This is a genomic window from Haliea sp. E1-2-M8, assembly GCF_030649675.1.
GTDB lineage: Bacteria > Pseudomonadota > Gammaproteobacteria > Pseudomonadales > Halieaceae > Haliea.
This window is the reverse complement of sequence record NZ_JAUTDR010000002.1, coordinates 262,570-288,645: the sequence shown is the minus strand read 5'-3', so window position 1 is coordinate 288,645 and position 26,076 is coordinate 262,570. Positions and strand designations below refer to the sequence as shown.

Below are 26,076 nucleotides of genomic sequence, written 5' to 3'. Positions count from 1 at the left end.
CAAAATATACCGGGTTTTACGCAGCCCTGTGTGTGGTGGATGCCACAGAGGGAGGGAAGCTGTTAACATTAGGGTTTTTGCGAAGCTGCCCGCCTGTGATCACCGAACACCCCATGACTGCCCTGGAGCGTCGCTCCGTGACGTCCCTGGCCCTGCTCTACAACTTTCGCATGTTGGGGCTGTTCATGGTCCTGCCGCTGCTGGCCCTCTATGCAATTGATTACCAGGCGGCGACCCCGACGCTGATCGGCATTGCGCTTGGCGTCTACGGCCTGACCCAGGCCTGTCTGCAGATTCCTTTCGGCTGGTTGTCCGATCGGGTCGGGCGCAAGCCGGTGATTATCGGTGGGCTCCTGATTTTCGCCTTTGGCAGCATTATTGCGGCGCTGGCCGACAGCATCTACGGGATCATCGCGGGCCGCGCGCTACAGGGTGCCGGCGCCATCGCCAGCAGCGTGATGGCCCTGGTGGCTGACCTCACCCGGCAGGAGCAGCGGACCAAGGCAATGGCCATTGTCGGTGCCAGCATCGGCCTCGCCTTCGCCCTGGCCCTGGTGCTGGGGCCGCTGCTGGCCGCGTATGGCGGCCTGGAAGCGGTATTCGGGTTCACCGCCTTGTTGGCCCTGTCCGGGATCGTCATTGTCACCTGGCAGGTGCCGGACCCGCCGCGCACCGGCACAACCTATGCGGAAGTCGGCGCCCGGCCCGGGCTGATGGGGCTCAGCCTGCGCAATCCCACCCTGCTGCGGCTGGACGCGGGGATATTCACCCTGCACTTTGTCCTCATGGCCAGCTTCCAGGTTGTTCCGGGGGTACTGGAAAGTACCATTGGCGTTGCCCGTGAGCAGCACTGGCAGGTCTATCTGCCGGCAGTGTTGCTGTCCGTGCTGGGCATCCTGCCGCTCATGCGCCTCGCGGAAAAGGGCGGCCGCCCGCACCTGGTGTTTCTCAGCAGCATCGGCCTGCTGTTCCTGTCGCTGGCGTTGCTGGGCCTGGTGCGCGAGCCCTGGCTGTTCTATGCCGCCCTGTGGCTGTTTTTCGTTGGTTTCAATTATATGGAGGCGGTATTGCCGTCCATGGTCAGCAAGGCAGTGGATCCCGGCGGCAAGGGTACCGCCCTGGGTATTTTCTCCACCGCCCAATTCCTCGGGATTTTCGCCGGCGGCGCGGCAGGCGGCTGGGTCCTGCAGCAATTCGGGGTGGTCGGGATCACCGAACTCTGCCTGGGCGTGGTCGCCCTCTGGTTCCTCGTTGCCCTGCCGGTACCACCCTCCGAGTCGGTGGCGGTTGGCGGAATCTCCCGGCCCTGACTCCCGTGCCCGCCTCGCTGCCGAGCGCCTGAACGCCCTGCGCGGCCGGGATTGACGGTTTCTGGCGCTTATTGCTGGTGCATTTGCAGGAGGGGATTGCTATAGTCCTCGCCACTATTTTCATTCCCTGAACCGTCCATGACAGAGGAGTTGCCATGTCTTCACGGGGCGTAAACAAAGTCATACTGGTCGGTAATCTGGGCGCGGATCCGGAAACCCGCTATATGCCGTCCGGCGGTGCCGTCACCAATGTCAACGTGGCCACCTCCGACAACTGGAAGGACAAGCAGACCGGTCAGCCCCAGGAACGGACCGAATGGCACCGGGTGGTGTTCTTCAACCGCCTCGCCGAGATAGCGGGCGAGTATCTGAAGAAAGGTTCCAAGGTTTATGTCGAGGGCTCCCTGCGCACCCGCAAGTGGCAGGGCCAGGATGGCCAGGACCGCTACACCACCGAAATCGTCGCCAACGAAATGCAGATGCTGGACAGCCGCAGCGGCGGTCAGCAGGGTGGCGCTTATCCGCAGGACGAATACAATCAGGGCGGCCAGGGCGGCCAGGGCGGCCAGGGCGGCCAGAGCGGTGCCCCCCAGCAACAACAGCCGGCAGCTTCTGGCCGGCAAGCAAGCGCACCGCCTCCGGGCGATTTCGGCGACTTTGACGACGATATCCCCTTTTGATTGCGGGGTCGGCCTCCTTAACTGTGCCGCCCGGCCGGAGACTTCGCCTTGCGCGTGTTGTTGATTGGATCCGACACTTCACTTGGCCTGGCCCTGGTGGACCATCTGCGGCGCTGGGGCAGGCATGAGCTGGAGGCTGTCTCCAGCTCCACTTCCCGCTGGAAGAGCGAACGTCACGCCAAGAAGGTAGTGCGCCGTGTCCGCGCCGACATCGTGGTGGATGCGCGCCTGCAGGGCGCCATCGATAGCGGCGAACTGATCAACGAGCTCGATATCGAACGCAGCCACTGGTTGGCGAAGGCCTGTCAGCGCAGTAGTGGCAGCTATTTCCTGCTGTCGACAGCGCGGGTTTTTTCCGGTGATGCCGGGCGTGCCTACCGCGAGCAGGATGTGCCCGACAACACGGAAACGGTGGGTCAGCTACTGGCCGCCGCCGAGGCCCGGACCCGGGAAACCTGTGCCCGGCATGTCATCCTGCGGCTGGGACCGGTGTTCGCCCCGGGTGGGACCAACGTTTTGTCGCACATGCTGGCGCAGCTCGTGGCCGGCGGCAAACTGGTGCTGGACAACCAGTTGCGCGGTTGCCCCGTGGAATCCGCGGACGCCGCCCGGGTGGTTGCCGGGATCCTCGACCAGCTCGGCGCCGGAGCGGAGGCCTGGGGCACCTACCACTACTGCAGCCCGGATCCCACCAATTGCTACGAGTTTGCGGAAGCGCTGCTGGCCTCGGCTTCCCAGTTTTCCGAGTTCGCGACCGACGCAGTGCAGCTACAGCCGGTCGGAGCGAACAACCTGCCTCGCAATCGAGCTTTGCAATGTGGCCGTATCCGCGGCGTGTTCGCTATCAAGCAGGTTCCCTGGCGCGGCTTTGTCGCCGATGCGGTGCGCCAGTACTTCTATCAGCATCAGCAGCAACAAAGCCCCAAGGAGGCCTGAGCTGTCCATGTCTGCTCCCGACGATGAAACCCAGGTAGCGCTCAGCATTGCTGTACTGACCGTTTCCGATAGCCGCACTCCGGACACGGACACCTCCGGGCAGTATCTGCAGGATGCCCTCCTGGCTGCGGGTCATACCTGCAGTGACCGCCAGCTAGTCAGGGACGATATCTACAAGATTCGCGCTGTGCTTTCGCGCTGGATAGCGGACGAGTCGGTGGAGGCGGTGCTGGTTACCGGTGGCACCGGTTTCTCGGGGCGGGATTCCACGCCGGAGGCCGTGGCGCCATTGTTCGACAAGGCCATTGACGGTTTTGGCGAGGTGTTCCGGGCCCTGTCCCTGGCGGAAATCGGTTCCTCGACAGTCCAGTCCCGCGCTCTCGGCGGGTTGGCCAATAATACGGTGATTTTCTGCATTCCGGGTTCCACCGGAGCCTGCCGCACCGCCTGGACCGGGATCATTCGCGACCAGCTCGACAGCTCCCATCGCCCCTGCAATTTCGTCGGCGTACTGAGGACCCGGGCCTCCCAGCCGTGAGCGGGCTGCTGCCGGTTTTTGATGCGCTGACGACGATGTTGGCGCGCGCGCCCGCACCACCGTCAGTGGAGGTTCGCCCCCTGCTCGCGGCCCGCGGCGCGGTACTGGCCCGCGACGTGGTTGCCGCCATTGCCGTGCCGCCGGAGGACAACAGCGCAATGGACGGATACGCCCTGCGCGCGGCAGAGGCAGGGTTGCTCCTGCCGGTCAGCCAGCGCATTGCCGCGGGTGGCACGGCTGCGCCACTGGCGCCGGGCACGGCGGCACGGATTTTTACCGGCGCAACAGTGCCCCCCGGCGCTGACGCGGTGGCGATCCAGGAGAACTGCCGGGAAGTTGACGGGTGTTTACAGGTGCTGGAGCCGGTCACCCCTGGCGACAACATCCGTGTCCGGGGACAGGATATCGCCGACGCCTCGCGGGTATTTCCCGCCGGACGGCGCCTGCGCGCGCCGGATCTCGGTTTGCTCGCCTCGCTGGGCCTGGGCGAGGTGCCGGTCTATCGTCCGCTGCGGGTCGCGCTGCTGTCCACCGGCAGCGAGCTGGTGGAGCCGGGCAGCGGTTTCCTGGGTCCCGGCCAGATCTACAACTCCAATCGGGTGACACTCAGCGCCCAGCTGCAGGCCCTGGGCCTGGAGGTAGTGGACTGCGGCATCGTTGCGGACAGTGCGGAAGCGACAGCCGCGGCGCTGGAGAGCGCGGCCAGCAGTGCGGACTGTATCCTCAGCTCCGGCGGGGTCTCGGTGGGCGAAGAAGACCATGTTCGCGGGCAGGTCGAGCGCCTGGGTTCGCTGACGCTCTGGCGTCTCGCCATCAAGCCGGGGAAACCGCTGGCATTCGGCGAAGTCAGGGGAGTCCCCTTTATCGGCCTGCCCGGTAATCCTACCTCAAGTTACGTGACCTTTTGCCTGCTGGCGCGCCCTTTCCTGCTGCGCGCCCAGGGCGCGGTCGACGTGGAACCCATCCGCTTGCCGGCGCGCGCGAATTTTTCCCGCCCCCGTCCGGGCAACCGTCAGGAATACCTGCGGGTGACGCTGACAGTGGGCGCCGACGGCCTGCTGGCCACGCCTTTTGCCAACCAGAGCTCGGGAGTGCTGAGTTCGGTGTGCAACAGTAATGCCCTGGCGGTGGTGCCAGTGGGCGCTACGGTGAGCAACGGTGACTGGCTGGACGTGTTGCTGCTGGAAACCCTGGAGTAAGGCTGTTCAGGTGGCTCCCCCTGAGGGGAGCCTGCTAGCCGCTGTACTTCTGAAAAACCAGGGAGGCGTTGGTGCCGCCAAAGCCGAAACTGTTGGACATCACCCGCTGCAGGTCCACGTCGTCGTGGCGTTTGGTCGCAATCGGCAGCCCGTTGGCCTCTGGGTCAAGGGTTTCGATATTGGCCGAGGCGGCAATGAATCCACGCTGCTGCATCAAAAGTGAGTAGATGGCTTCCTGCACCCCTGCCGCACCCAGGGAATGCCCTGACAGCGACTTGGTGGAGCCGATTACCGGAATATGGTCGCGGTCGCGGTAGGCTTCGCGCACGGCCTTGAGTTCCTGGATATCCCCTGCGGGGGTGCTGGTGCCGTGGGCATTGATGTAGTCCACCGGACCCTGAACGGTGGCCAGCGCCTGCTGCATGCAGCGGACGGCACCCTCACCCGAGGGCGCGACCATGTCGTAGCCGTCGGAGGTGGCGCCATAGCCCACCAGCTCGGCATAGATTTTTGCGCCCCGGGCGAGGGCGTGGTCCAGTTCCTCGAGCACCAGCATGCCGCCGCCACCGGCGATGACGAAGCCGTCGCGGTTGGCATCGTAGGCCCGGGAGGCGCGTTCCGGAGTCTCGTTGTACTTGGTCGACAACGCGCCCATGGCGTCGAACAGGCTGCTCAGGGTCCAGTGCAGCTCCTCGCCGCCACCGGCAAAGACCACATCCTGCTTGTTCATCTGGATCTGTTCCATGGCGCTGCCGATACAGTGGGCGCTGGTGGAGCAGGCTGAGGAGATGGAGTAGTTGAGCCCCTTGATTTTGAACGGGGTCGCAAGGCAGGCGGATACCGTGCTGCCCATGGTCTGGGTAACCCGGTAGGGGCCGACCCGGCGCAGGCCCTTCTCACGCAGGATGTCCGCCGCCTCGGTCTGGCTGGCGGAGGAGGCACCGCCGGAGCCGGCGATAATGCCGGTGCGCACATTGGACACGTCCTTGTCGCTGAGCTCCGCGTCGGCGATGGCCTGCTGCATGGCGATGTAGGCGAATGCGGCTGCATCGCCCATAAACCGCAGCTGCTTGCGGTCGATGTGCTCGGCGACGCTGATCACTGGTGCGCCCGCGATGTGGGAGCGCATGCCCATGTCGATTTGTTCCTGCCGCAGGCTGATGCCTGAGCGCCCCTCGTACAGGGCCGCGGCGACTGTCTCTGCATCATTGCCGAGGCAGGACACGATGCCGAGCCCTGTGATGACTACCCTTCTGCTCATAGGACTAGAACGACTCCGTTGATTTGAACAGCCCGACCCGCAGGTCGCCGGCGTTGTAGATTTCACGGCCATCAACGGAAACCACCCCATCGGCGATACCCATGATCAGGCTGCGTTCGATGACCCGTTTCATATGAATGTTATAGCTGACCTTGCGCGCGCTGGGGAGCACCTGTCCGGTGAACTTGACCTCACCGGAACCCAGCGCCCTGCCGCGCCCGGGGTTGCCGCGCCAGCCCAGGAAGAAGCCCACCAGCTGCCACATGGCGTCCAGGCCGAGGCAGCCGGGCATTACCGGGTCGCCGGGGAAATGACACTGGAAAAACCACAGGTCTGGATGGATATCCAGTTCCGCGATGATTTCGCCCTTGCCATAGCGGCCGCCTTCCGAGCTGATATGGGTGATGCGATCGAGCATCAGCATATTGTTGGTGGGAAGCTGGGCGTTGCCAGGGCCAAAGAGTTCACCAAGGCCGCAGGCGACCAGCTCCTCTTTGGCAAATGCGTGTTGTGCGGTCATAGTGTGTCCAATTGGGCCCTGCAGTGGGGTGGGGCTGCACCGGGTCTGCGCGGTGTCCATCCGGTGGGGCAAACAGGTTCAGGCCGCCCATTCTAATCCCTGCGGGGCACAAGTCCAGCATTGCGGGTCGGCGCGCTGGCAGCGGTTGCTGGCCTCTCCATCCGTCCATCAGCTAATATGCAGCTTTAAAGTGACTGGAAATATCATGCTAACGCCTGTTTTGCTCTCTGGTGGTGTCGGTAGCCGACTTTGGCCGGTGTCCAGGGAGTTGCACCCCAAACAGTTCCTGCCGCTGGCCGGCGAGCTCACCATGCTGCAGCAGACCCTGGAACGCACCGGCAACCTCGAGGCCAGCGCTCCGGTCGTGGTATGCAATGAAGAACACCGGTTCATGGTGGCTGAACAGTTGCGGCAGGTGGGCATTGCGCCCAGCGCGCTGATCCTCGAGCCCGTCGGTCGCAATACGGCCCCCGCGGTTGCCCTGGCGGCGCTGCAGGAGCTGGCGCGGGATCCGGATGCGATCCTGCTGGTGCTGCCGGCGGATCATATTATTCAGGATGCAGCGGCCTTTGCCGGGGCGGTGACCCGAGCCCTGCCAATGGCGCGGGAGGGTCGCCTGATGACTTTCGGAGTGGTGCCGCAGGCAGCTGAAACCGGCTACGGCTATATCCGCTGCGGCGCTTCCCTGGGGGAGGATCTGTACGCTCTGGAGGCCTTCGTCGAGAAGCCGGACGCCGACACCGCCCAGTCCTATCTCGACAGTGGCAGCTATCTGTGGAATAGCGGCATGTTCCTGCTGCGGGCAGCGACCTACCTCGAGCAGCTGGGGGAATTCCAGCCGGATATGCTGGCCTGCTGTCGAAGCGCCATGGACAGTGCCACCGTGGACATGGACTTCATCCGCCCACAGGCGGTGTCGTTCTCCGCCTGCGCTGCAGACAGCATTGACTATGCGGTGATGGAGCACACCCGCGCCGGCGGCGTGGTCGCGCTGGATTGCGGCTGGAGCGATGTCGGTGCCTGGTCTGCCCTGTGGGAGGTTGCCGCGCGCGATGAGCACGGCAATGCCAGCCAGGGCGACGTCATGCTGGATAACTGCCGCGACAGCTATTTTCGCAGTGAGTCCCGCCTGGTGGCCGCAACCGGCGTCTCCAACCTGGTGGTGGTGGAGACAGCCGATGCCATCCTGGTCGCCGACCGCGACCGGGTGCAGGATGTGAAGCGTATCGTCAACAGGCTCAAGGCGGAATCGCGCCCGGAGGCTTCCCTGCACTCCCGCGTCTATCGACCCTGGGGGTCCTATGAATCCCTGGTGACCGCCGACCGCTTCCAGGTCAAGCGCATCATTGTCAATCCGGGCCAGACCCTGTCCCTGCAAATGCACCACCACCGGGCGGAACACTGGATCGTGGTCCACGGCACCGCCGAGGTCACCTGCGAGGACCGCGTGTTCATGCTCGCGGAAGATGAATCAACCTACATTCCCCTGGGCCGCAAGCACCGCCTCGCGAATCCCGGGCGCATCCCGCTGGAATTGATCGAGGTGCAGTCCGGAAGCTATCTTGGCGAGGACGACATTGTCCGCTTTGAGGATGTCTACGGCCGCGACCGGCCCGCCGCCAGCGAGGAGAAACCCCGATGATCAAAAAGTGTCTGTTCCCGGTAGCCGGTTACGGCACCCGCTTCCTGCCCGCCACCAAGAGCATGCCCAAGGAGATGTTGCCCATCGTCAACAAGCCCCTGGTCCAATACGGGGTGGAAGAGGCCATTGCCGCCGGAATGACCACCTGCGCCATGGTGACCGGGCGCGGCAAGCGCGCGATCGCCGACCACTTCGATATCAGCTTTGAACTGGAGCACCAGATCTCCGGCACCGGCAAGGAGGTGTACCTGGAGAGCATCCGCGAAGTTCTCGACAAGGGCGTTTTCACCATGGTGCGGCAGCGGGAAATGAAAGGCCTGGGGCACGCCATTCTCACCGGTGAGGTGCTGATCGGCAACGAGCCCTTCGGCGTGGTGTTGTCGGACGATCTCTGCCTGAATGAGGGCCCTGGGGTTCTCAGCCAGATGGTCGAGCTGTATCGCCAGTTCCGCTGCTCGATCGTTGCCATCCAGGAAGTGCCTATGGAGGACGTCAACAAATACGGTGTCATTGCCGGTGAGGGCCTGAAAGAGGGGATCTACCGGGTCGATGAAATGGTGGAAAAGCCTGACCCGGCGGCGGCGCCGTCCAATCTCGCCATCATTGGCCGCTACATCCTGACCCCGGACATCTTCGACATTCTGCGGGAGACTCCGCCCGGTGCCAACGGCGAGATACAGCTCACCGATGCGCTGCAGACCCAGGCCCGGCAGGGCTGTGTCATGGCCTACCGCTTCCAGGGCCGGCGCTTCGACTGCGGCAGCGTGCCGGGCTTTGTCGAGGCCACCAATTTCGTCTACGAAAACCTCTATTGCCACGCCTGAAGCAGGAGCACCGCATTGCAGCCACTGGATTGTTTCAAGGCCTACGATGTGCGCGGCCGGGTGCCGGACCAGCTCAACGAGGACATCGCGCGCCGCATTGGCCGCGCCTTTGCCGAGGTGATTGAACCGCGCACGGTGGTCCTTGGCCACGATGTCCGGCTCAGCAGTGAGGCGATCAAGGGCGCCCTGGCTGCGGGCCTGCGGGAGCAGGGGGTGGACGTCTACGATATCGGTCTCTGTGGCACGGAAGAAATTTACTTCGCGACCTCCCATGCCAATATGGACGGCGGTATTGTGGTCACGGCCAGCCACAACCCGAAGGACTACAACGGGATGAAGTTTGTGCGCGAACTGTCCCAGCCGATCTCCGGTGACAGCGGCCTGTTCGCGATCCGTGACCTGGCGGCCCGCAATGAGTTCACGCCCGCGGCAGCAGCGGGCGGCTATTGCCCCCTGGACACTTCCGCGGCCTATATAGAACACCTGCTCAGCTATGTGGATGTCGCCGTCCTGCCGCCCCTGCGGATAGTCGTGGATGCCGGCAACGGCGGTGCCGGTCGGGTGATCGACCTGCTGGAGCCGCACCTGCCCTTCGAGTTCATCAAGCTCAACCACGAGCCGGACGGCCACTTTCCCAACGGCGTGCCCAACCCGCTGCTGCCGGAAAACCGGGCGCTGACCAGCGCCGCGGTCGTCGCCCACGGCGCCGACATGGGCATCGCCTGGGACGGGGATTTCGATCGCTGCTTTTTCTTTGATGAGCGCGGCGAGTTTGTCGAGGGCTATTACCTGGTAGGTCTGCTGGCGGTGGCATTCCTGCAGCAGGACCCCGGGGCCGCGATCGTGCACGATCCGCGGCTCACCTGGAACACCGTGGACCTGGTGCAAGCCTTCGGTGGTCGCGCGGTGCAGAGCAAGACCGGCCACGCCTTTATCAAGGAGCGCATGCGCAAGGAAAATGCGGTCTACGGCGGTGAAATGAGTGCGCATCACTACTTTCGCGACTTTGCCTACTGTGACAGTGGCATGATTCCCTGGCTGTTGGTGGCGGGGCTGATCGGCAGCCGCGGCCTGCCCCTGTCAGCGTTGGTGGCGGAGCGGGTAGCGGCGTTCCCCTGCAGTGGCGAGATCAATCGCACCATCGCCGATCCGCAGGCGGTGCTGGCTCGAGTCGCGGAGCGTTACACAGAAGAAGCGCTGCTGGTGGAGGCGGTAGATGGTGTCAGCATGGCGTTCGCCGACTGGCGCTTTAACCTGCGACTCTCCAACACTGAGCCGGTGGTGCGCCTGAACGTGGAAAGCCGCGGTGACGCGGCTCTGATGCGCGCGCGCACCGAAGAGTTACTGACGCTGATTGACGCGCAGGCCTGAGCGCCGGGAAGCCGCAGCTACTGAGCCGCAAACCACTGGGCCAGCAGCCGCTCGGTGGCGGCGTCCATGTTCTTGCGACTGTCCGGGTTCTGCAGCCGGTTGAGAATGTCAGCGCCGATTTCCTTGCCCAGTTCGACCCCCCACTGGTCAAATGAGTTGATCCCCCAGAGCTGGCCGCTGCAGAAGGTCCTGTGTTCGTACAGGGCCAGCAGGGCGCCGAGACTGTGCGGTGTTACCGCATCCATGGTGATAACGCTGCTGGGCCGGTTGCCGGGCATGGCCAGGTGCGGCGCCAGCCGATTGGCTTCCGCAGCGTCCAGGCCCCGCCCCAGCAGGCTGGCCCGGGCTTCATCCTCAGTGCGCCCGATCATCAGGGCGCGGCTCTGGGCGAGGCCGTTGGCGACCAGCATTCTGTGCCGGGCAGCATCCGCGAGTGGCGTTGTCAGCGGCAGAATGAAATCCGCCGGACACAGTCGCGTGCCCTGGTGCAGTAGTTGGTGAAAGGAATGCTGCCCCATGGTGCCGGCCGATCCCCACAGCACCGGCGCACTGTCGTAATCCAGCGGTTCCCCGTCCCGGGTGATGCGCTTGCCGTTGCTTTCCATGGTCAATTGCTGGAGAAAGTCCGGCAGGCGCGCGAGACCCTGGTCGTAGGGTAATACGGCCTGGTTGCCGGCGCCGAAGAAGTTGCAGTACCAGATCTCCAGCAGGCTCATCAGCATGGGCAGGTTGTGGGCGCAGCTGGCGCTGCTGAAGTGGCTGTCCATCTCCTCGGCGCCCGCCAGCAGGGCACTGAAGTGCTCCCAGCCAACCGCAATGGCGGTGCTCAAACCCACCGCGGACCACAGGGAATAGCGCCCGCCCACCCAGTCCCACAGCGGCAGGCAATTGTCGGCGGGTACACCGAAAGCGGCGGCCGCCTCCAGATTGGTGGTGATCGCCAGGAAGTGACGGTGTAGATCTTCCTCTGGCGCGCCTGCCGCCAACAGCCAGTCGCGGGCAGCGACACCGTTGGCCAGGGTTTCCTCGGTGCGGAAGGATTTGGAGCAAAGTATGAACAGGGTGGCGTCGGGATCCAGGCCCTGCAGGGTGTAGTGCAGATCGGCCGGGTCGACATTGGCCACGTAGTGGCAGCGCACCGGCCCGTGGCAGGCGGCCAGGGCGCCGGTGACGAGGCGCGGCCCCAGGTCGGAACCACCGATGCCGATATTCACCACATCCCTGATTGCCTTGCCTGAATAGCCCTGCATCTGGCCGCTGGTGATACGGTCACACCACAGGCGCATGCGCTGGCGGGTGTCCTCGACCGCGCTGAACTCTGCCTCGAGGCCAGCGGGAGCGGAGCGTGCCCGCAGCAGGGTGTGCAGTGCCGGCCGCGACTCCGTGTTGTTGAGCGGTGCACCGGCCAGCAGCTGCCCCGCGCGTTGCGGCAGCTGGGCCTGCTCCGCCAGCCGCAACAGCGCCGCACGGCTGTCGCGGCACAGCAGGTGTTTGGAGTAGTCCAGGGTCAACCCCGCGGCACTGGCGGTGAATTCCGTCGCCCGCTGCGCGTCCTTGCTGAACAGGGTGGTAATGGACGTGCCCTGCATCTGTGCCGCCAGGGCCTGCAGCTCGCGCCAGGATGGAAAGTCTGAGAGACGCAGGGTTTGGGTCATTGCGGGCACCGCCAGAGTGGTTGTGCAGTATAGGCAGGGTTGCGGCGGGCTGCAATTTGTAGTGCTTGAAGAGGGCTAGTGGTCCCGCTCAAGCGACAGACGGGTGAGGGCGTGCAATGCGTCCAGGGCGGGCCCCGGTGGCAGCCCGGTGAGCGCTGCCAGGGCCAGGTCGTGGTGTTCGCGGGCCCGTTTGCGGGTGTAATCCGCGGCGCCGCAGCGGCCGATCGCGGCGACAATGCCAGCGATGTCTGCTGCCGTCTTTTCCGTGATTGCGCGCCGCACCAGCGCCTGTTCTTCGTCGTTGCCGCAACGCAGTACGTGGATAAGGGGCAGGGTGAGCTTGCCCTCGCTCAGGTCGTCACCGACATTCTTGCCCATGGTCGCGGCATCGCCTTCATAGTCCAGCATGTCGTCGACCATCTGGAAGGCGAGGCCCAGGCGCAGGCCGAAGGTAGCCATCTGCTCTGATCTGGCCGTATCGCTGCCGCCGAGGACCGCGGCGCCATAGCAGGCGGCGGCAAACAGCACCGCCGTCTTGCGGGTGATAATGTCCAGGTAATCCTGTTCGCTGGTGTCGGGATTGCCGGCTCGCGCCAACTGCAGGACCTCGCCCTCGGCAATGGTGTTGGTGGTGTCTGCCATGTAGCGCAGGATGTTCATGTCCTGCAATTCCACCATCAGCTGGAAGGCGCGGGTATAGAGGAAGTCGCCGACCAGTACGCTGGGCGCATTGCCGAAGGTGGCGTTGGCTGTGGGCCGGCCGCGCCGCAGCTCGGAGACATCGACCACATCGTCGTGGAGCAGGGTCGCGGTGTGGATGAATTCGATGACCGCGGCGAAGGTGATGTGCTCGGAGCGGCAACCACCCAGGGCGGCACCGGTGAGCAGGGCCAGCAATGGGCGCAGCCGCTTCCCGCCCGCGTCGACAATATAGTGGCCGACGTTTTCGACCATGGGGACATTGGACTGGAGCTGGTCGATGATCAGCCGGTTGACCCGTTCGAATTCCCCTGAGACGGTGGCGCGAATGCGTTGCATAGTCTGCTGGCTTGATAAGTGCCCGGGCATGCTAGGGTGCACCGGCAAGGGTGTCAAGCTGCTGCTGTGAGAGGGAAATAAACCTTGCCCACAACGCCGGCTTTGAGTAAAATCGCCGCCCTTCGGAGGCTATCGTGCATTGGCCAGATATCTCCGGGGTTCATCAACACTGTTAGTGCCTGGCTCTGCCCCCTTGATTTAACAGGGTTTTTTTGAGACCGCGAGCAGGCTAACTCAACGGAGAGTACAATGTACGCAGTAATCGAGAGCGGCGGCAAGCAGCACCGCGTGGTTGAGGGCGAAACCCTCAAGCTGGAAAAAATTGAAGCGGCCACCGGTGACACGGTTGAATTCGACCGGGTGCTGATGGTTGGCGGCGACCAGGTCAGGATCGGTACCCCCCTGGTCGACGGTGGCAAGGTGACGGCCGAGGTGGTCAGTCACGGGCGCCACAAGAAGATCAAGATTGTGAAGTTCAACCGCCGCAAGCACTATCGGAGAGAAACCGGGCATCGCCAGTGGTTTACCGAAGTGAAAATCACCGGCATTACGGCGTAACGGAGGCTAGCGACAATGGCACACAAGAAAGCAGGCGGCAGTACCCGCAACGGACGCGATTCCGAAAGCAAACGCCTTGGCGTCAAGCGCTTTGGCGGTGAAGTGGTGAAGGCAGGCAACATTATCGTGCGTCAGCGCGGCACCCGCTTCCACCCCGGCGACAACGTTCGCTGCGGCAGGGACCATACTCTGTTCGCCACGGCCGAAGGCCGGGTCGAATTTGTGGTCAGGGGTCCCAACAGCCGCAAGTTCGTTCAGGTTGTGAGCGCCTGATCGGGCGGTTGCATAGAGTGGATATAAAAGCCTCGTCAACTGACGGGGCTTTTTTTTTATACTTACAGGCAACCCGCGGGCGCGATGGCGCGCCCGGCACAGGGTGCAATGGCAGGGCCATGAAATTTGTAGATGAAGCAAGCATCAAGGTGTTTGCGGGCAACGGCGGCAATGGCTGCCTCAGCTTCCGCAGGGAAAAGTATGTGCCCCGCGGCGGACCCGATGGCGGCGACGGCGGCGACGGCGGCAGTGTCATCATGGAAGCCGATGAGGGCCTCAACACCATGGTGGACTACCGCTTTGTGCGCAGCTACCGGGCCGAGAACGGCGAATCCGGCAAGAGCCGCAACTGCACCGGCAAGGGCGGGGAAGACCTCGTGCTGCGGGTGCCGGTGGGGACTACCATCATCGACGAGGACAGCGCCGAGGTTTTGGGGGATCTATCGGAACACGGCCAGCGCCTGGTGGTGGCCCAGGGTGGCTGGCACGGGCTGGGTAACGCCCGCTTCAAGTCCAGTACCAACCGGGCGCCGCGCCAGACCAGCCCGGGCACCGAAGGCGAGCAGCGTTCGCTGAAGCTGGAGCTCAAGGTGCTGGCGGACGTCGGCCTGCTGGGCCTGCCCAATGCCGGCAAGTCCACCTTCATCCGCGCGGTGTCCGCCGCCCGGCCGAAAGTGGCAGACTATCCTTTTACCACCCTGGTGCCCAACCTGGGCGTGGTCAAGGTGGATTCCCACCGCAGCTTCGTGGTCGCGGACATCCCCGGCCTGATTGCGGGGGCCTCCGACGGCGCCGGCCTGGGGATCCGCTTTCTCAAGCACCTGACCCGCAACCGGATTCTGCTGCATCTGGTGGACATGGCGCCGGTGGATGGCAGCGAGCCGGTGGACGCGGCGGTTGCGATCGTGCAGGAGTTGCAGCGGTTCAGCCCGACCCTGGCCTCGCGCCCGCGCTGGCTGGTATTGAACAAGATAGACCTCGTGCCCGAGGGCGAACTGGCCCCGCGTCGCGCAGCGCTGCTGGAAGCCCTGTCCTGGGAAGGACCGGTGTACGAGACGGCGGCGATCAGCGGCGAGGGCACCACACGGCTGTGCCAGGACCTGATGGTTGCGCTGGAGCAGCAGAAGGCCCGCGAACAGACCGACCCGGAGGTGGCCGAGGCCGAGGCCCAGCAGCAGGCGCGCATGCAGCAGGAAGCGCGGGAGCGGATCGAGGCCCTGCGCGCCCAGTATCGACGTGCCGCCGCTGGCGACGACAGCGACGATGATGAAGACGATGACGACGACGTGGAAGTGGAATACGTGCACTGATGAGCACCGCTGCGCGCACAGAAATTGTCGCTGCCCGGCGCTGGGTGATCAAGGTTGGCAGCGCCTTGCTGACCAACGACGGCCGCGGCCTGGACGGCGCCATGATCGGCAGCCTGGTGGCGCAGATTGCCTCTCTCAGGGCCGGCGGCGCGGAGGTGGTGCTGGTCTCCAGCGGCGCAGTCGCCGCGGGCATTGTGCGCCTGGGCTGGCCTCGCCGCCCGTCGCAATTGCACGAACTGCAGGCTGCCGCCGCGGTGGGCCAGTCAGCGCTTATCCAGAGCTATGAAACCGCATTTCGGGGCTATGACATCGCCTCGGCGCAGATACTGCTGGGCCACGATGACATCACCGCGCGCGACCGCTATCTGAATGCCCGCGGTACGCTGACCACCCTGCTGCGCCTGGGAGTGGTGCCCATCGTCAATGAAAATGACACGGTGGTCACTGATGAAATCCGTTTCGGCGACAACGACACCCTGGCGGCCCTGGTTGCCAACCTGATAGACGCCGACGCCCTGTTGCTGCTCACCGACCAGCAGGGTCTCTATGAGGAAGACCCGCGCATGAACCCCTTTGCCGCGCTGGTGGAAACCCGGGATGTTCACGATGTCACCCTGGACGCCATGGCGGGCGAGGGCGCTGCGCTGGGGCGCGGCGGCATGATCACCAAACTGCGGGCTGCCCGGCTGGCCGCCCGGTCGGGTACGGAAACCGTGATTGCCAGCGGCCGCCACCCGGACGTGGTGGCTGAGGTGGCTGCGGGGGGCATCGTCGGCACCTGGCTGCGCACCGGCAAGCAGCCGCAGAATGCCCGCAAGCAGTGGCTGGCGGGAATGGTGCAGATTGCCGGCAGCGTGGAGCTGGACGCGGGTGCGGTGCGGGTATTGCGAGAGTCCGGCCGCAGCCTGTTGCCCGTCGGCGTGCGCGGCGTGTCCGGCCGCTTCCAGCGCGGAGACATGGTTTCCTGTCGCTGCCCGGAGGGACGCGAAGTGGCTCGCGGGCTGGTCAACTACGGTGCCGACGATACCCGCCGCATCATGGGCCAGCCCTCGGCGGCGATCGAGCAGGTACTGGGCTACCAGGGCGATGAAGAACTGATTCATCGCGACAACCTGGTGCTGTGCTAGGCCATGCTGATGAGCCCTGAAATTCTCCTCACCGTCTACTGTGTCGCGATCGCCCTGCTCTCCCTGGCGGGTGGTCTGCTACCAAACTGGGTGCGGATGACGCACACCCGCACCCAGCTGGTCATGAGCTTTGTGTCCGGCCTGATGTTGGGGGTGGCGTTCTACCATCTGTTGCCGCACAGCATTGCGCTGCAACCGACGGCGCAGGGTGTGGACCGCTCCGTCTGGTGGCTGATGATCGGTCTGATCACCATGCTTATGCTGCTGCGCATGTTCCATTTCCACCAGCATGATTTCAGTGCGGCAGAGGCAGGGCATCACGCTCAGCACGCGCATGGCGACGAGCACGGTGGCGAAGGCCATCACCACCCTGACGCGGCAACGCCCGCCGCCCACCGCCTGAGCTGGGTCGGCCTTGCCCTCGGTCTGGGGGTGCACACCCTGATCGATGGTGTCGCTCTGGGGGCCGCCATGCAGGGGGAGCTGGGGCAGACGGCGGGCTTGCTCGGAGTGGGCGTGTTCCTGGCGATTCTGCTGCACAAGCCGCTGGATGCCATGTCCATTACCACAATCATGGAGGCCGGGGGTTGGAACCGCCGCTCCCGGGCTCTGGCCAATATCGGTTTTGCCCTGCTGTGTCCGCTGGGGGCGCTGCTGTTTTACTTCGGGGTGGACCTGCTGGGCGATGCGCGCCACTATACGGTCGCGATTGCGCTGGCATTTTCCGCCGGCGCATTCATCTGCATCGCCCTCAGCGACCTGCTGCCGGAAGTGCACTTTCACAGTCACGACCGCGGCAAGCTGACGCTGGCGTTCGTGGCCGGTATCATGCTCGCCTACGCCATCGGCGTTATTGAGCCCGCCAGCGCCCACCTGCATGGAGGCTGAACACTAAGGAGGAATTGGTGGTAAAGCGTATAATTTATCCGCCCATGTGGCTGGTTTTCGGCATCGTGGCAATTTTCGCTCTCAATGAGTTCTATCCGGGGCTGCGCTTCACCGGTCTGACCAGCCAGCTGCTTGGCGGTGCGATCCTGGTGGCGGGTCTGGCGCTGCTGGTATTTGCCGGCGGCCTGTTCAAGCGCGCCGGCACCGACATGATCCCCTTTCGCGACGTTTCAGCCCTGGTCACTGGCGGGGTTTACCGCTATACCCGCAACCCCATGTACCTCGGCATGGCCGCCATCCTGCTGGGCTCTGCGGTGACGGTGGGTGCCGCCACGGCGCTGCTGATACCGCCGCTGTTCATGGCCATTGTTGAGTGGCGCTACATACGCCCGGAGGAAGAGCTGCTCGCGGGTTTGTTTCCGCAGGAGTATCCCGCCTATCGGCAGCGGGTGCGGCGCTGGCTGTAGCGCTCTGTTAGCGGCTGGCGCCCATGGCAACCGCCCGTGACTGGGTGGCATCGGGATCGACGCTCAATGGCAACCAGCCACTGATCTGCTGGTCAATAATGGCGGAGAGGGCATCAATATGGCCCGGCTCGCTGTTCAGGCAGGGAATATATTCGTAGCGCTCACCCCCCGCCCCCAGAAAGTAATCCCGGTTTTCCACCCCGATCTCTTCGATCGTCTCCAGGCAGTCCGCTGAGAAGCCCGGACAGATCACCTGCACCGAGCGGATACCCTTGGCAGGCAGTTCCTGCAGGGTTTCATCCGTGTAGGGCGTCAGCCAGGGCTCGCGGCCGAAGCGGGACTGGAAGCAGGTCAGGTAATCCTCGCCGCTCAGCCCCAGGGCCTCGGCCAGCAGGCGGCTGGTCTTGTGGCATTGACAGTGATAGGGGTCGCCCTGCTCGAGGTAGCGCTGGGGTTCACCGTGATAGGACATCAGCAGCCGGTCCGCGCGCCCGTGCTGCTGCCAGTGGCTGCGCACGGATGCGGCGAGGGCATCAATGTAGGCGGGATGGTCGTGGTATTGAGCCACAAAGCGCAGCTCCGGGAGCCAGCGCCGGCCCCGGAAATCCGCCGCCAGTGCATCGAATGTGGAGCCCGTGGTGGGGCCGCTGTACTGCGGGTACAGGGGTAGCACTACCAGGCGCTGGACACCGCGCGCAAGCAGGGATTGCAATTGCTCCGGGATGGAGTGGGAGCCGTAGCGCATCGCGTATTCGACTTGCACCGTGTCACCGTACTGTGCGGTCAGCCTGGCCTGCAGCGCCTCGGCCTGGGCGCGGGTATGCAGCAGCAGTGGCGAGCCCTCCGGGGTCCAGACCGAGCTGTAGGCGGCTGCGGAGCGCGCCGGGCGTACATTGAGGATGATGCCATGCAGGATCACGAACCAGATCAGGCGCGGCACCTCCACGACTCTCGGGTCCGACAGGAACTCACGCAGGTAACGCCGCAGGGCACCCTTTTCCGGCGCATCGGGCGTGCCCAGGTTGGTCACCAGGACGCCGATCCGCGGCGGCTGGCGGTGATTGTAGTCGTTGGTTCCACGATAGCGCATGGGGCCGCATTATCCTGTGAGTGCTGCTTAAAGCCAAGCAAAGAGATGCGCCGGAGCGGATAGCCAGTGATTACGCGAACCGTTCATCGCTGGATTAGTGCAGTTCGCCGCTGCTTTTGCGCCAGTCACCGAAAGCCGCTTTCGGTGACCTCCCGTCTTACCTAATCTCTGTTCCAAGGACAACGATTAACGACCGGATCGTCAGTCCCGCAGCACCACAACCACACTATCCGGTAAGGAGAGCATCATGAAAACTCAAATCAACAATCGTATCGCAGCCCTCGTCCTCAGCCTTGGCAGCTGTCTGGCAGCATCCGCCATGGCCGGCAGCTATCAGGAAGCCACCCTGGTGCAGGCGCACGGCATGGAAACCCGCACTGCCAGCGTATCCGTCGCGGACCTCAATCTGTCTTCAGTCGAGGGCCGGGACGCGCTGCATGGCCGTCTGAGCCAGGCCGCCCGCGAAGTCTGCGGTCCGACAGATTACCGCGTTGCCGGGAGCATCCGGGTCGCCGCCAATAACAGGGCTTGCCAGAAATCAGCCGTGGCAGGCGCCCTGGCCCAGGTGAACGCCGGCCAGATCGCCAGCATAAGCAAGTAAACGCTGTTCTCCCGCTACCCCTGGCGGGATTTCCAGGGAGCCATCCCCGGGTGGCTCCCTGTTCCTGTTACAGCAGGGTGTCGAGCACAACCCCGAGCAGGAACAGAGGCGTGAAGTGGCGGGTGTGGCGGAAGCAGGCGGCGGAAAACCAGAGTGGCCAGAGCTTTTCCGGGTAGTGCCCGGGGCGACTTTCCGGCTTGGGGTGGCGCAGCAGCTGCAGGTTGCGATGCAGGCTGGGCAAGCTGGCAAACACCAGCAGCAGTGGCCAGCTGAAGGTGCCCGCGAGCACCAGCCCCAGGGTCAGCCCGTACTGGGCCAGTAGCAGTCCCATCGTTGCCCGCCGTGCCCGGCGTTCGCCGAGAATGACGGGCAAGGTGCGCACGGACTTGTCGCGGTCCGCGGCCAGCTTGTCGGTGTGCTTGCCAAACAACACAGTGGTTGGCCCCAGGGCGAACACCAGGCTCAGCCACGCCACTTCATTGCTCCAGCTGCCTGCGACCACGAAATAGGTGCCGCCCACCATCAGTGGACCCCAGACCAGCAAAACCGAGGGCTCGCCCAGGCCGATGTATTTCAGAGGCCAGGTGTAAAACAGCACGAAGAAAGTGCCCGCCAACATCAGGGCCAGAGTCGGTCCGCTGCGCACACTGACCAGCCACAGGCCAACGCCCAGGGCGATCGCGGCGGTAAAGGCGAAATAGCGCCAGAACTGGGGTTCGCTCATCAAGCCGTCTTCCAGTACATGCACGCCGTACTGGTTGCGGTAGTAGTTGTTGCGGTCGATACCGCGGCGGGAGTCGGTGTAATCGTTGAGAAGATTATTGCTGGCGTGGGCAAACATCAGGCCCAGGGCGCAGGCCAGCCACAGCAGGACATCGAACTGCCCATCCCTCCAGGCCAGCAAGCCGCCCAGCATGGCTGCGGTCAGGGTCATGAACAGCACCGAAGCCCGACAGGCCAGCAACCAGCGTGACACGGGGTCCAGCCGCTGCCACTGGGTGGCGTTGACTCCGGGCATTCCATTGAGCGCAGCCGCCCACAGCTTGATGTCTGGCACTGACAGTGTCCTGATCGTTTCCCCCTGACCTGCGCAGCATAGCAGGCATTCGCGGTCAGGCGATGGTAAGGTGCTCATCTGAGCTGGACACCGAAGGTACTTTGTATGACACAGATATTGCGAGCACTGGCCCTGAGCCTGCTGTTGTTGCCCGGCGCGGTGATGGCGCTGGACGACGAAGACATTCTCGCCTGGCTGGACCGGGAACAGGAGCAGTATGCCGAACTGGCCCTGGCGCTCTGGGACAAGGCGGAGCTGGGCTATCAGGAGACCGAGAGCAGTGCGCTGCTGCAGCAAACCCTGGAGGCGGCTGATTTCCGCATTGAGACCGGGGTGGCTGGCCTGCCTACGGCGTTTGTGGCCAGCTATGGCTCGGGTGAGCCAGTGATCGGAATCCTCGCGGAGTTTGACGCTCTGCCGGGTATTTCCCAGACCGCGGCGCCGCGCCGTGAGCCCCACCCGGACAAGCACAGTGGCCACGCCTGTGGCCATCACCTGTTCGGTGCCGGCTCGACCGCGGCGGCGGTGGCGGTGCGTCACTGGATGGAAGCGAACAATATCGAGGGCACCCTGCGGCTCTACGGTACCCCGGCGGAAGAGGGTGGCTCCGGCAAGGTGTATATGGTGCGCGCCGGTTTGTTTGATGATGTCGACTCCGTGCTGGTCTGGCATCCGTCTGACCGCAACGCCGCCGATATCGCGACCACGCTCGCCAACAAGTCGGCCAAGTTCCGGTTCCGCGGCGTCGCTTCCCACGCAGCGGTGGCGCCGGAACGCGGGCGCTCCGCGCTGGACGCGGTAGAGTCGATGAATTTCATGGCCAACCTGATGCGGGAGCACCTGCCGCAGGAAGCGCGTATGCACTACGTGATCACCAGTGGTGGCTCGGCCCCGAATGTAGTGCCGGATTTTGCCGAATCCTTCTATTACCTGCGCCATCCGCAGGCCGACATTCTGAAACAGCTCTGGGAGCGCCTGGTCGCGACGGCTGAGGCGGCGGCGCTCGGCACCGGAACCGAGCTGGAGATGGAAGTGATACACGGCAATCACAGTGTGCTGCCCAATGAGACCCTGGCAACGGCCATGCACCGGCGTCTGACCGAGGTGGGCGGGGTTGCCTATGACCCGGCGGACCTGGCTTTTGCCAATGAGCTGGCGGAATCGCTGGCCAGCCGCGAAACGGACCTGGCCGCTGCCGCTGCACGGATTGAACCCATGAGCCAGGTGCAGGGCATGGGCTCCACCGACGTCGGCGATGTCAGCTGGACGGTCCCGACTGTCGAGATGCGCGCCGCAACCTGGGTGCCGGGGACTGCGCCCCACACCTGGCAGGCGATTTCGGCCGGGGGCACCGCGATCGGTACCAAGGGGATGCTGGTGGCGGCCAAGACCATGGCGTTGACCGCTACCGATCTGTTCCTGCAGCCGGAACTGTTGCGGGCAGCCCGCGAGGAATTCGAGCAGCGCCGCGGAGCGGACTTCGACTACGAGGCGCTGCTGGGCGACCGCGAGCCACCGCTGGACTATCGTCGCTGAGGTCGCGCCACTTTCGGGCAACTGGTTACTTTTGAAACCAGTTGCCCGCAGGGCTATACTCGCACGACACGTCTGTTCCGCAGGGCCTGCATGCAACCCGCTCTAAGCCTGACCCGATTTCTCCCCTACCGCTGCAACACGCTGGCGCGCAAGATCAGCGTGTCGCTGTCGCGCATCTACACCGAGCGCTTTGGTATCAGCATCGCGGAGTGGCGGGTGCTGGTGACCCTGGCGGAGTACGGCGAGCTGCAGGCAAAGCAGATCGGTGAGCTCACCAGCATGGACAAGGTGCGGGTCTCGCGGGCGGTGGCCGGCCTGCAGGGTTGCAGCCTGTTGCAACGCCGGCCCTGTGCACGCGACAGCCGCGCCGCACTGCTGAGTCTGAGTGCCGCAGGAGCCGATCTCTACCGGCGCATTGAGCCCGAGGCCCTGGCCTGGGAGCAGTCGCTGCTGGCGCCACTTGCGCCGGCGGAGCGGGACACCCTGTTCGCCCTGATCGACAAGCTGGAGCTACAGCTGGCCGGCATGCCGGAAAAACCGGCTCTCAGCGACCGGAACACGCCATGACCCAGCAGGAGATTGTCGCCAGTCTGCCGGCCCATCTGCGCCCGTTTGTGCAGCTGCAGGAATACGCTCAATACACCCCCCGGGACCAGGCAGTCTGGCGCTTCATCATGCGTCAGCTCACCCGGCGCCTGCGCGACACTGCCCACCCGGTTTACCTGGAGGGGCTGGCCCGCACGGGCATCGCTCTCGATCACATCCCGTCCGTAGATGAAATGAACGCCTGCCTGGCGCAACTGGGTTGGCGGGCGGTGGTCGTGGACGGCTTTATTCCGCCGGCGATCTTCATGGAATTCCAGGCGCTGAAAGTCCTGGTGATCGCGCTGGAAATGCGCAGCGTCGAGCACATTTTCTATACGCCGGCGCCGGATATCGTGCACGAATCAGCCGGCCACGCCCCGTTTCTGGTCGATGTCGACTACGCCGAGTTCCTGCAGCGGTTCGGCGAAATCGGCATGAAAGCCATTGCCACCCACCAGGACTTCGTCCAGTACGAAGCCGTGCGCCACCTGTCGATGGTCAAGGAGGCCCCCGCCAGCACCGCGGCAGATATCGCCGCGGCGGAGCTGGCGCTGGAAGAGGCCATGGCGGTAACGGAGGAGCCCTCCGAGGCTGCCCTGCTGACCCGGCTGCACTGGTGGACGGTGGAGTACGGTCTGGTGGGAGAGCTGGAGGACTACCACATATTTGGCGCCGGTCTGCTGTCTTCCCTCGGCGAAAGCCGCCACTGCCTGGATGACCAGCAGGTCAGAAAGCTGCCGTTGACCGTGGACGCGGTGACCGTCCCCTACGACATCACCCGCGAGCAGCCGCAACTGTTTGTCAGCAAGAGCTGCCGTCATCTGAGCCAGGTGCTGGAGGAATTTGCCGCCGCCATGTGTTTTCAGCGCGGCGGGGCGGAGTCCCTGCGCAAGGCGATTGCAGCGGGCACCGTCTGCACCGCCCGCTACGATTCCGGAGTTCAGGTCAGCGGTCAGTTCGTGGAAGTGCTGTGCGACTCGGTGGGCAAGGCGGTATATTTGCAAACCACCGGGCCCACCCAGCTGGCCTGGCGGGATACGGAGATCTACGGCCACGGCACCGCTGCCCATGCCGAGGGCTTCGGCTCGCCGGTGGGCAGGCTGAAGGACTTCAGTCGCTGTCTCTCGGAGTATTCGGTGGACGAACTCAGGGCTCACCATATCGTGATCGGCGAGCCTGTGGTGCTCGAATTTCTCTCTGGCATCACCGTCCGGGGTCGGCTGCAGCATGTACTGCGGCAGGACCAGCGGAACCTGTTACTCAGCTTCGCCGACTGCACGGTCACGGACCTGCAGGGCCGGATCCTGTTTGAGCCGGCCTGGGGGCAGTACGACATGGCGGTGGGCGCGTTCATTGACTCTGTCTATGGCGGCACCGCGGACCGGGAGCGGTATCAGCTGTACAAGGCTGTACCCGTCACGGCCGCGGTGCGGCCGGCGGCGGATGCCACCCTGCAGGAGCTGTACCGACAGCTGGCCGACCTGGCGGCGGGCGCCGGGGCTGCGGACCTCGCCACCGGGCTAGCCGCCTACCCCGACGAGTGGCTGTTGCGGGTTGAGGTGCTGGCCGCCGGTACCGCGGTGGACGGGGCTTTGCGCCAGGGCGCACTGGCAGATCTGCAGCGCATCGCAGACGCACGCGAGGATCTGCGGGAGGTGATTGGTCTGGCGCTGGAGGCCGCGGCCTGAACATCCCGCGGCGCCCCCGGCGCCGCCGTTTTACGCATGCATCCCGTGCCAGCTTCCACTAAGATAGGCCCCCGCACAAAAACACTACCCAGAGAGGGACCATGTCACTGGATTTTGACAGTGCACGCCTGCCTAACCCCCACATTACCGCGGAGCACGAGGCCTGGCGTACCCAGCTGCGCCGTTTCATCGATGCCGAGATCATGCCGCATGCGGACGCCTGGGATGAGGCCGGCCATATTCCCATCCAGCTGTGGCCCAGGGCGGCGGCGATCGGGCTGCTGGGTCTGGGTTATCCAGAGGCCTATGGTGGCACTAGAGAGGGTATCGACAGCTGGCACAGCTGGATCACCCAGGAGGAGCTGGCCCGCATCGGTGCCGGGGGCATTCCCGCCAGCCTGATGGTGCACGGTATCGGCCTGCCGCCGGTAATCAACTGGGGCTCCGAGGCCATGCAGCAGGCGGTGGCGCCGGCGGTGCTGGCGGGGGAAAAGCACATCGCCCTGGGTATTACCGAGCCCGGCGGCGGCTCCGATGTGGCCAGCCTGGCCACCACCGCGGTGCGCGACGGCGACCACTATGTCGTCAACGGCTCCAAGACCTACATTACCGGCGGCATGCGCGCCAACTGGGTATCCACCGCGGTGCGCACCGGTGGTCCGGGTGCCAGGGGCATCTCCATGCTGCTGATCCCCACCGATGCCGACGGCTTTTCCCGCACCCCGCTGGAGCGCAAGCAGGGCTGGTGGGCCTCGGACACCGCCACCCTGTACTTCGACAATGTACGGGTGCCGGCAGACCAATTGATCGGTCCGGAAAACCAGGGCTTCCTGGTCATCATGACCAACTTCAATGGCGAGCGCATGGCCATGGCCGCTGGCATGGAGGCCATGGCGCGGGTCTGCCTGGAGGAGGCGGTGGCCTGGGCGCAGGAGCGCCAGACCTTTGGCAAGAGGTTGGCGGACCACCAGGTGATCCGCCACAAGATTGCCCAGATGAAGCAGAAGATCAACGCCACCCAGGCTTATATCCGGCTCTGTTTCGAGTCGATCGAAGCGGGCAATCCCAACCCCGGGGATATTGCCCTGCTCAAGGTACAGGCCAGTGAAACCGTGGAATTCTGTGCCCGCGAGGCCATGCAGATCCTCGGCGGCATCGGCTTCATGCGCGGCAGCCGGGTGGAGCGGATCTACCGCGAGGTGCGGGTCAACGCCATTGGCGGTGGCTCCGAGGAAATCATGCGTGACCTGGCCGCCCGCCAGTACGGAGTCTGAGATGAAACTGTGGCACTGCGCCGGGGCCCGCTCCCTGCGCCCCCTGTGGACCCTGGAGGAGATGGGTCTGGACTATGAACTGGAAGTGCTGCCCTTCCCGCCGCGGGTGATGCAGCCCGACTTTTTGCAGGTCAACAGCCTGGGAACGGTACCGTTCTTTGTCGACGGCGCCACGGAAATGACCGAGTCCGCGGGTATCTGCCAGTATCTCGTGGACCGCTATCCAGACCGGGCGGGTGACCTCGCCCTGAGGCCGGAGGGCGTGGACTACGGCGCCTACCTGAACTGGCTGCATCACAGCGACGCCACCCTGACCTTTCCCCAGACCATTGCCCTGCGCTATTACTTTTTCGAGCAAGATCCGGCCAAACGCGCAGTCGCCGACGATTACGCAAAATGGTTTCGCGCCCGCCTGCGCCGCGTTGATGACCGGGTTGCAGCGCACGAGTACCTGGTGGCGGACCATTTCACCATTGCGGATATTGCGGTGGGTTATGCCCTGTTCCTGGGCTCCATCCTGCATCTGGACAAGTATTACCAGCCCGCGACCAAGGCTTACCTGGAGCGCCTGATGGCACGTCCGGCCTTCCAGCGCGCCAACGCCCACGGCGAGCCATTGGTGCTGCCGGATGTGGTGTGACCCGAATG

General features: G+C 64.5%; 26 protein-coding genes. 20 read left to right on the top strand and 6 right to left on the bottom strand.

Annotated features, from left to right (window positions below; translation table 11 throughout):
* Positions 1–95 precede the first annotated feature (95 nt).
* From Q6D67_RS02915 to glp, 5 genes are all read left to right on the top strand, one after another.
* Positions 96–1,310, top strand: a complete 1,215-nt coding sequence (locus Q6D67_RS02915; RefSeq protein ID WP_304704039.1) for an MFS transporter — start codon at positions 96–98, stop codon at positions 1,308–1,310.
* A 155-nt stretch (positions 1,311–1,465) separates the two neighbouring features.
* The gene (ssb, locus tag Q6D67_RS02910) at positions 1,466–1,990 is read left to right on the top strand and encodes a single-stranded DNA-binding protein (RefSeq protein ID WP_304704038.1); all 525 of its coding nucleotides are present in this window, start codon (positions 1,466–1,468) and stop codon (positions 1,988–1,990) included.
* 54 nt (positions 1,991–2,044) lie between these two features.
* Positions 2,045–2,926 (top strand): sugar nucleotide-binding protein, encoded by an 882-nt coding sequence (locus Q6D67_RS02905; RefSeq protein ID WP_304704037.1) that lies wholly within the window; start codon positions 2,045–2,047, stop codon positions 2,924–2,926.
* 7 nt (positions 2,927–2,933) lie between these two features.
* A complete protein-coding gene (gene moaB / locus Q6D67_RS02900; RefSeq protein ID WP_304704036.1) occupies positions 2,934–3,464 on the top strand; it encodes a molybdenum cofactor biosynthesis protein B in 531 nt (176 codons plus the stop codon).
* The gene (glp, locus tag Q6D67_RS02895) at positions 3,461–4,663 is read left to right on the top strand and encodes a gephyrin-like molybdotransferase Glp (protein ID WP_304704035.1); all 1,203 of its coding nucleotides are present in this window, start codon (positions 3,461–3,463) and stop codon (positions 4,661–4,663) included. Before moaB ends, glp begins: the two co-directional genes overlap by 4 nt.
* Positions 4,664–4,697: 34 nt before the next feature.
* Here glp and fabB read toward each other — a convergent pair whose 3' ends face one another.
* Positions 4,698–5,924, bottom strand: coding sequence for a beta-ketoacyl-ACP synthase I (fabB, locus tag Q6D67_RS02890; RefSeq protein ID WP_304704034.1), 1,227 nt, complete (start codon positions 5,922–5,924; stop codon positions 4,698–4,700).
* A 4-nt stretch (positions 5,925–5,928) separates the two neighbouring features.
* Entirely contained in the window at positions 5,929–6,444 is a 516-nt protein-coding gene (fabA, locus tag Q6D67_RS02885; RefSeq protein ID WP_304704033.1) for a 3-hydroxyacyl-[acyl-carrier-protein] dehydratase FabA, read from the bottom strand.
* A 205-nt stretch (positions 6,445–6,649) separates the two neighbouring features.
* On the opposite strand from fabA, the gene Q6D67_RS02880 reads away from it, so the two are divergent.
* The 3 genes from Q6D67_RS02880 to Q6D67_RS02870 are packed head-to-tail and all read left to right on the top strand — an operon-like array spanning position 6,650 to position 10,281.
* On the top strand, positions 6,650–8,086 hold the full coding sequence (locus Q6D67_RS02880) for a mannose-1-phosphate guanylyltransferase/mannose-6-phosphate isomerase (protein WP_304704032.1): 1,437 nt from the start codon (positions 6,650–6,652) through the stop codon (positions 8,084–8,086).
* On the top strand, positions 8,083–8,910 hold the full coding sequence (gene galU / locus Q6D67_RS02875; RefSeq protein WP_304704031.1) for a UTP--glucose-1-phosphate uridylyltransferase GalU: 828 nt from the start codon (positions 8,083–8,085) through the stop codon (positions 8,908–8,910). Before Q6D67_RS02880 ends, galU begins: the two co-directional genes overlap by 4 nt.
* Positions 8,911–8,925: 15 nt before the next feature.
* On the top strand, positions 8,926–10,281 hold the full coding sequence (locus tag Q6D67_RS02870; RefSeq protein WP_304704030.1) for a phosphomannomutase: 1,356 nt from the start codon (positions 8,926–8,928) through the stop codon (positions 10,279–10,281).
* 17 nt (positions 10,282–10,298) lie between these two features.
* Here Q6D67_RS02870 and pgi read toward each other — a convergent pair whose 3' ends face one another.
* On the bottom strand, positions 10,299–11,936 hold the full coding sequence (gene pgi, locus Q6D67_RS02865) for a glucose-6-phosphate isomerase (protein WP_304704029.1): 1,638 nt from the start codon (positions 11,934–11,936) through the stop codon (positions 10,299–10,301).
* A 75-nt stretch (positions 11,937–12,011) separates the two neighbouring features.
* Positions 12,012–12,974 (bottom strand): polyprenyl synthetase family protein, encoded by a 963-nt coding sequence (locus Q6D67_RS02860; protein WP_304704028.1) that lies wholly within the window; start codon positions 12,972–12,974, stop codon positions 12,012–12,014.
* A 249-nt stretch (positions 12,975–13,223) separates the two neighbouring features.
* Between Q6D67_RS02860 and rplU the strand changes: the two genes are divergently transcribed.
* From rplU to Q6D67_RS02830, 6 genes are all read left to right on the top strand, one after another.
* On the top strand, positions 13,224–13,532 hold the full coding sequence (rplU, locus tag Q6D67_RS02855; protein ID WP_304704027.1) for a 50S ribosomal protein L21: 309 nt from the start codon (positions 13,224–13,226) through the stop codon (positions 13,530–13,532).
* Between the two features lie 15 nt (positions 13,533–13,547).
* Positions 13,548–13,805 (top strand): 50S ribosomal protein L27, encoded by a 258-nt coding sequence (rpmA, locus tag Q6D67_RS02850; RefSeq protein WP_304704026.1) that lies wholly within the window; start codon positions 13,548–13,550, stop codon positions 13,803–13,805.
* A 119-nt stretch (positions 13,806–13,924) separates the two neighbouring features.
* On the top strand, positions 13,925–15,115 hold the full coding sequence (gene cgtA / locus Q6D67_RS02845; RefSeq protein ID WP_304704025.1) for an Obg family GTPase CgtA: 1,191 nt from the start codon (positions 13,925–13,927) through the stop codon (positions 15,113–15,115).
* On the top strand, positions 15,115–16,242 hold the full coding sequence (gene proB, locus Q6D67_RS02840; RefSeq protein ID WP_304704024.1) for a glutamate 5-kinase: 1,128 nt from the start codon (positions 15,115–15,117) through the stop codon (positions 16,240–16,242). Before cgtA ends, proB begins: the two co-directional genes overlap by 1 nt.
* 9 nt (positions 16,243–16,251) lie before the next feature.
* On the top strand, positions 16,252–17,130 hold the full coding sequence (locus tag Q6D67_RS02835) for a ZIP family metal transporter (RefSeq protein WP_304704023.1): 879 nt from the start codon (positions 16,252–16,254) through the stop codon (positions 17,128–17,130).
* A 17-nt stretch (positions 17,131–17,147) separates the two neighbouring features.
* Positions 17,148–17,597: an isoprenylcysteine carboxylmethyltransferase family protein gene (locus tag Q6D67_RS02830; protein WP_304704022.1), complete on the top strand. Its 450-nt coding sequence runs from the start codon at positions 17,148–17,150 to the stop codon at positions 17,595–17,597.
* A 7-nt stretch (positions 17,598–17,604) separates the two neighbouring features.
* Here the strand turns inward: Q6D67_RS02830 and hemH are convergent, their stop codons facing one another.
* On the bottom strand, positions 17,605–18,687 hold the full coding sequence (gene hemH / locus Q6D67_RS02825) for a ferrochelatase (RefSeq protein ID WP_304704021.1): 1,083 nt from the start codon (positions 18,685–18,687) through the stop codon (positions 17,605–17,607).
* 247 nt (positions 18,688–18,934) lie between these two features.
* Between hemH and Q6D67_RS02820 the strand changes: the two genes are divergently transcribed.
* Complete coding sequence (locus Q6D67_RS02820) at positions 18,935–19,288, top strand: UrcA family protein (RefSeq protein WP_304704020.1); 354 nt, start codon at positions 18,935–18,937, stop codon at positions 19,286–19,288.
* Positions 19,289–19,355: 67 nt separating this feature from the next.
* Here Q6D67_RS02820 and Q6D67_RS02815 read toward each other — a convergent pair whose 3' ends face one another.
* On the bottom strand, positions 19,356–20,345 hold the full coding sequence (locus tag Q6D67_RS02815; RefSeq protein ID WP_304704019.1) for a prenyltransferase: 990 nt from the start codon (positions 20,343–20,345) through the stop codon (positions 19,356–19,358).
* Between the two features lie 105 nt (positions 20,346–20,450).
* Between Q6D67_RS02815 and Q6D67_RS02810 the strand changes: the two genes are divergently transcribed.
* The 5 genes from Q6D67_RS02810 (at position 20,451) to Q6D67_RS02790 (ending at position 26,068) form a co-directional block, all read left to right on the top strand.
* Complete coding sequence (locus Q6D67_RS02810) at positions 20,451–21,881, top strand: amidohydrolase (protein ID WP_304704018.1); 1,431 nt, start codon at positions 20,451–20,453, stop codon at positions 21,879–21,881.
* Between the two features lie 90 nt (positions 21,882–21,971).
* The gene (locus Q6D67_RS02805) at positions 21,972–22,448 is read left to right on the top strand and encodes a MarR family winged helix-turn-helix transcriptional regulator (protein WP_304704017.1); all 477 of its coding nucleotides are present in this window, start codon (positions 21,972–21,974) and stop codon (positions 22,446–22,448) included.
* Entirely contained in the window at positions 22,445–24,154 is a 1,710-nt protein-coding gene (locus Q6D67_RS02800) for an aromatic amino acid hydroxylase (RefSeq protein ID WP_304704016.1), read from the top strand. Before Q6D67_RS02805 ends, Q6D67_RS02800 begins: the two co-directional genes overlap by 4 nt.
* Positions 24,155–24,255: 101 nt before the next feature.
* Positions 24,256–25,428 (top strand): acyl-CoA dehydrogenase family protein, encoded by a 1,173-nt coding sequence (locus tag Q6D67_RS02795; RefSeq protein ID WP_304704015.1) that lies wholly within the window; start codon positions 24,256–24,258, stop codon positions 25,426–25,428.
* 1 nt (position 25,429) lies between these two features.
* The gene (locus tag Q6D67_RS02790; protein WP_304704014.1) at positions 25,430–26,068 is read left to right on the top strand and encodes a glutathione S-transferase family protein; all 639 of its coding nucleotides are present in this window, start codon (positions 25,430–25,432) and stop codon (positions 26,066–26,068) included.
* Positions 26,069–26,076 lie beyond the last annotated feature (8 nt).

Excerpts from the sequence above, each read along its gene's own strand:
- ssb (WP_304704038.1), top strand. The coding sequence starts at position 1,466 with ATGTCTTCACGGGGCGTAAACAAAGTCATACTGGTCGGTAATCTGGGC.
- moaB (WP_304704036.1), top strand. The coding sequence starts at position 2,934 with ATGTCTGCTCCCGACGATGAAACCCAGGTAGCGCTCAGCATTGCTGTA.
- fabB (WP_304704034.1), bottom strand. The coding sequence starts at position 5,924 with ATGAGCAGAAGGGTAGTCATCACAGGGCTCGGCATCGTGTCCTGCCTC.
- fabA (WP_304704033.1), bottom strand. The coding sequence starts at position 6,444 with ATGACCGCACAACACGCATTTGCCAAAGAGGAGCTGGTCGCCTGCGGC.
- Q6D67_RS02880 (WP_304704032.1), top strand. The coding sequence starts at position 6,650 with ATGCTAACGCCTGTTTTGCTCTCTGGTGGTGTCGGTAGCCGACTTTGG.
- galU (WP_304704031.1), top strand. The coding sequence starts at position 8,083 with ATGATCAAAAAGTGTCTGTTCCCGGTAGCCGGTTACGGCACCCGCTTC.
- pgi (WP_304704029.1), bottom strand. The coding sequence starts at position 11,936 with ATGACCCAAACCCTGCGTCTCTCAGACTTTCCATCCTGGCGCGAGCTG.
- Q6D67_RS02860 (WP_304704028.1), bottom strand. The coding sequence starts at position 12,974 with ATGCAACGCATTCGCGCCACCGTCTCAGGGGAATTCGAACGGGTCAAC.
- rplU (WP_304704027.1), top strand. The coding sequence starts at position 13,224 with ATGTACGCAGTAATCGAGAGCGGCGGCAAGCAGCACCGCGTGGTTGAG.
- rpmA (WP_304704026.1), top strand. The coding sequence starts at position 13,548 with ATGGCACACAAGAAAGCAGGCGGCAGTACCCGCAACGGACGCGATTCC.
- cgtA (WP_304704025.1), top strand. The coding sequence starts at position 13,925 with ATGAAATTTGTAGATGAAGCAAGCATCAAGGTGTTTGCGGGCAACGGC.
- proB (WP_304704024.1), top strand. The coding sequence starts at position 15,115 with ATGAGCACCGCTGCGCGCACAGAAATTGTCGCTGCCCGGCGCTGGGTG.
- Q6D67_RS02835 (WP_304704023.1), top strand. The coding sequence starts at position 16,252 with ATGAGCCCTGAAATTCTCCTCACCGTCTACTGTGTCGCGATCGCCCTG.
- hemH (WP_304704021.1), bottom strand. The coding sequence starts at position 18,687 with ATGCGCTATCGTGGAACCAACGACTACAATCACCGCCAGCCGCCGCGG.
- Q6D67_RS02820 (WP_304704020.1), top strand. The coding sequence starts at position 18,935 with ATGAAAACTCAAATCAACAATCGTATCGCAGCCCTCGTCCTCAGCCTT.
- Q6D67_RS02810 (WP_304704018.1), top strand. The coding sequence starts at position 20,451 with ATGACACAGATATTGCGAGCACTGGCCCTGAGCCTGCTGTTGTTGCCC.
- Q6D67_RS02805 (WP_304704017.1), top strand. The coding sequence starts at position 21,972 with ATGCAACCCGCTCTAAGCCTGACCCGATTTCTCCCCTACCGCTGCAAC.
- Q6D67_RS02800 (WP_304704016.1), top strand. The coding sequence starts at position 22,445 with ATGACCCAGCAGGAGATTGTCGCCAGTCTGCCGGCCCATCTGCGCCCG.
- Q6D67_RS02795 (WP_304704015.1), top strand. The coding sequence starts at position 24,256 with ATGTCACTGGATTTTGACAGTGCACGCCTGCCTAACCCCCACATTACC.
- Q6D67_RS02790 (WP_304704014.1), top strand. The coding sequence starts at position 25,430 with ATGAAACTGTGGCACTGCGCCGGGGCCCGCTCCCTGCGCCCCCTGTGG.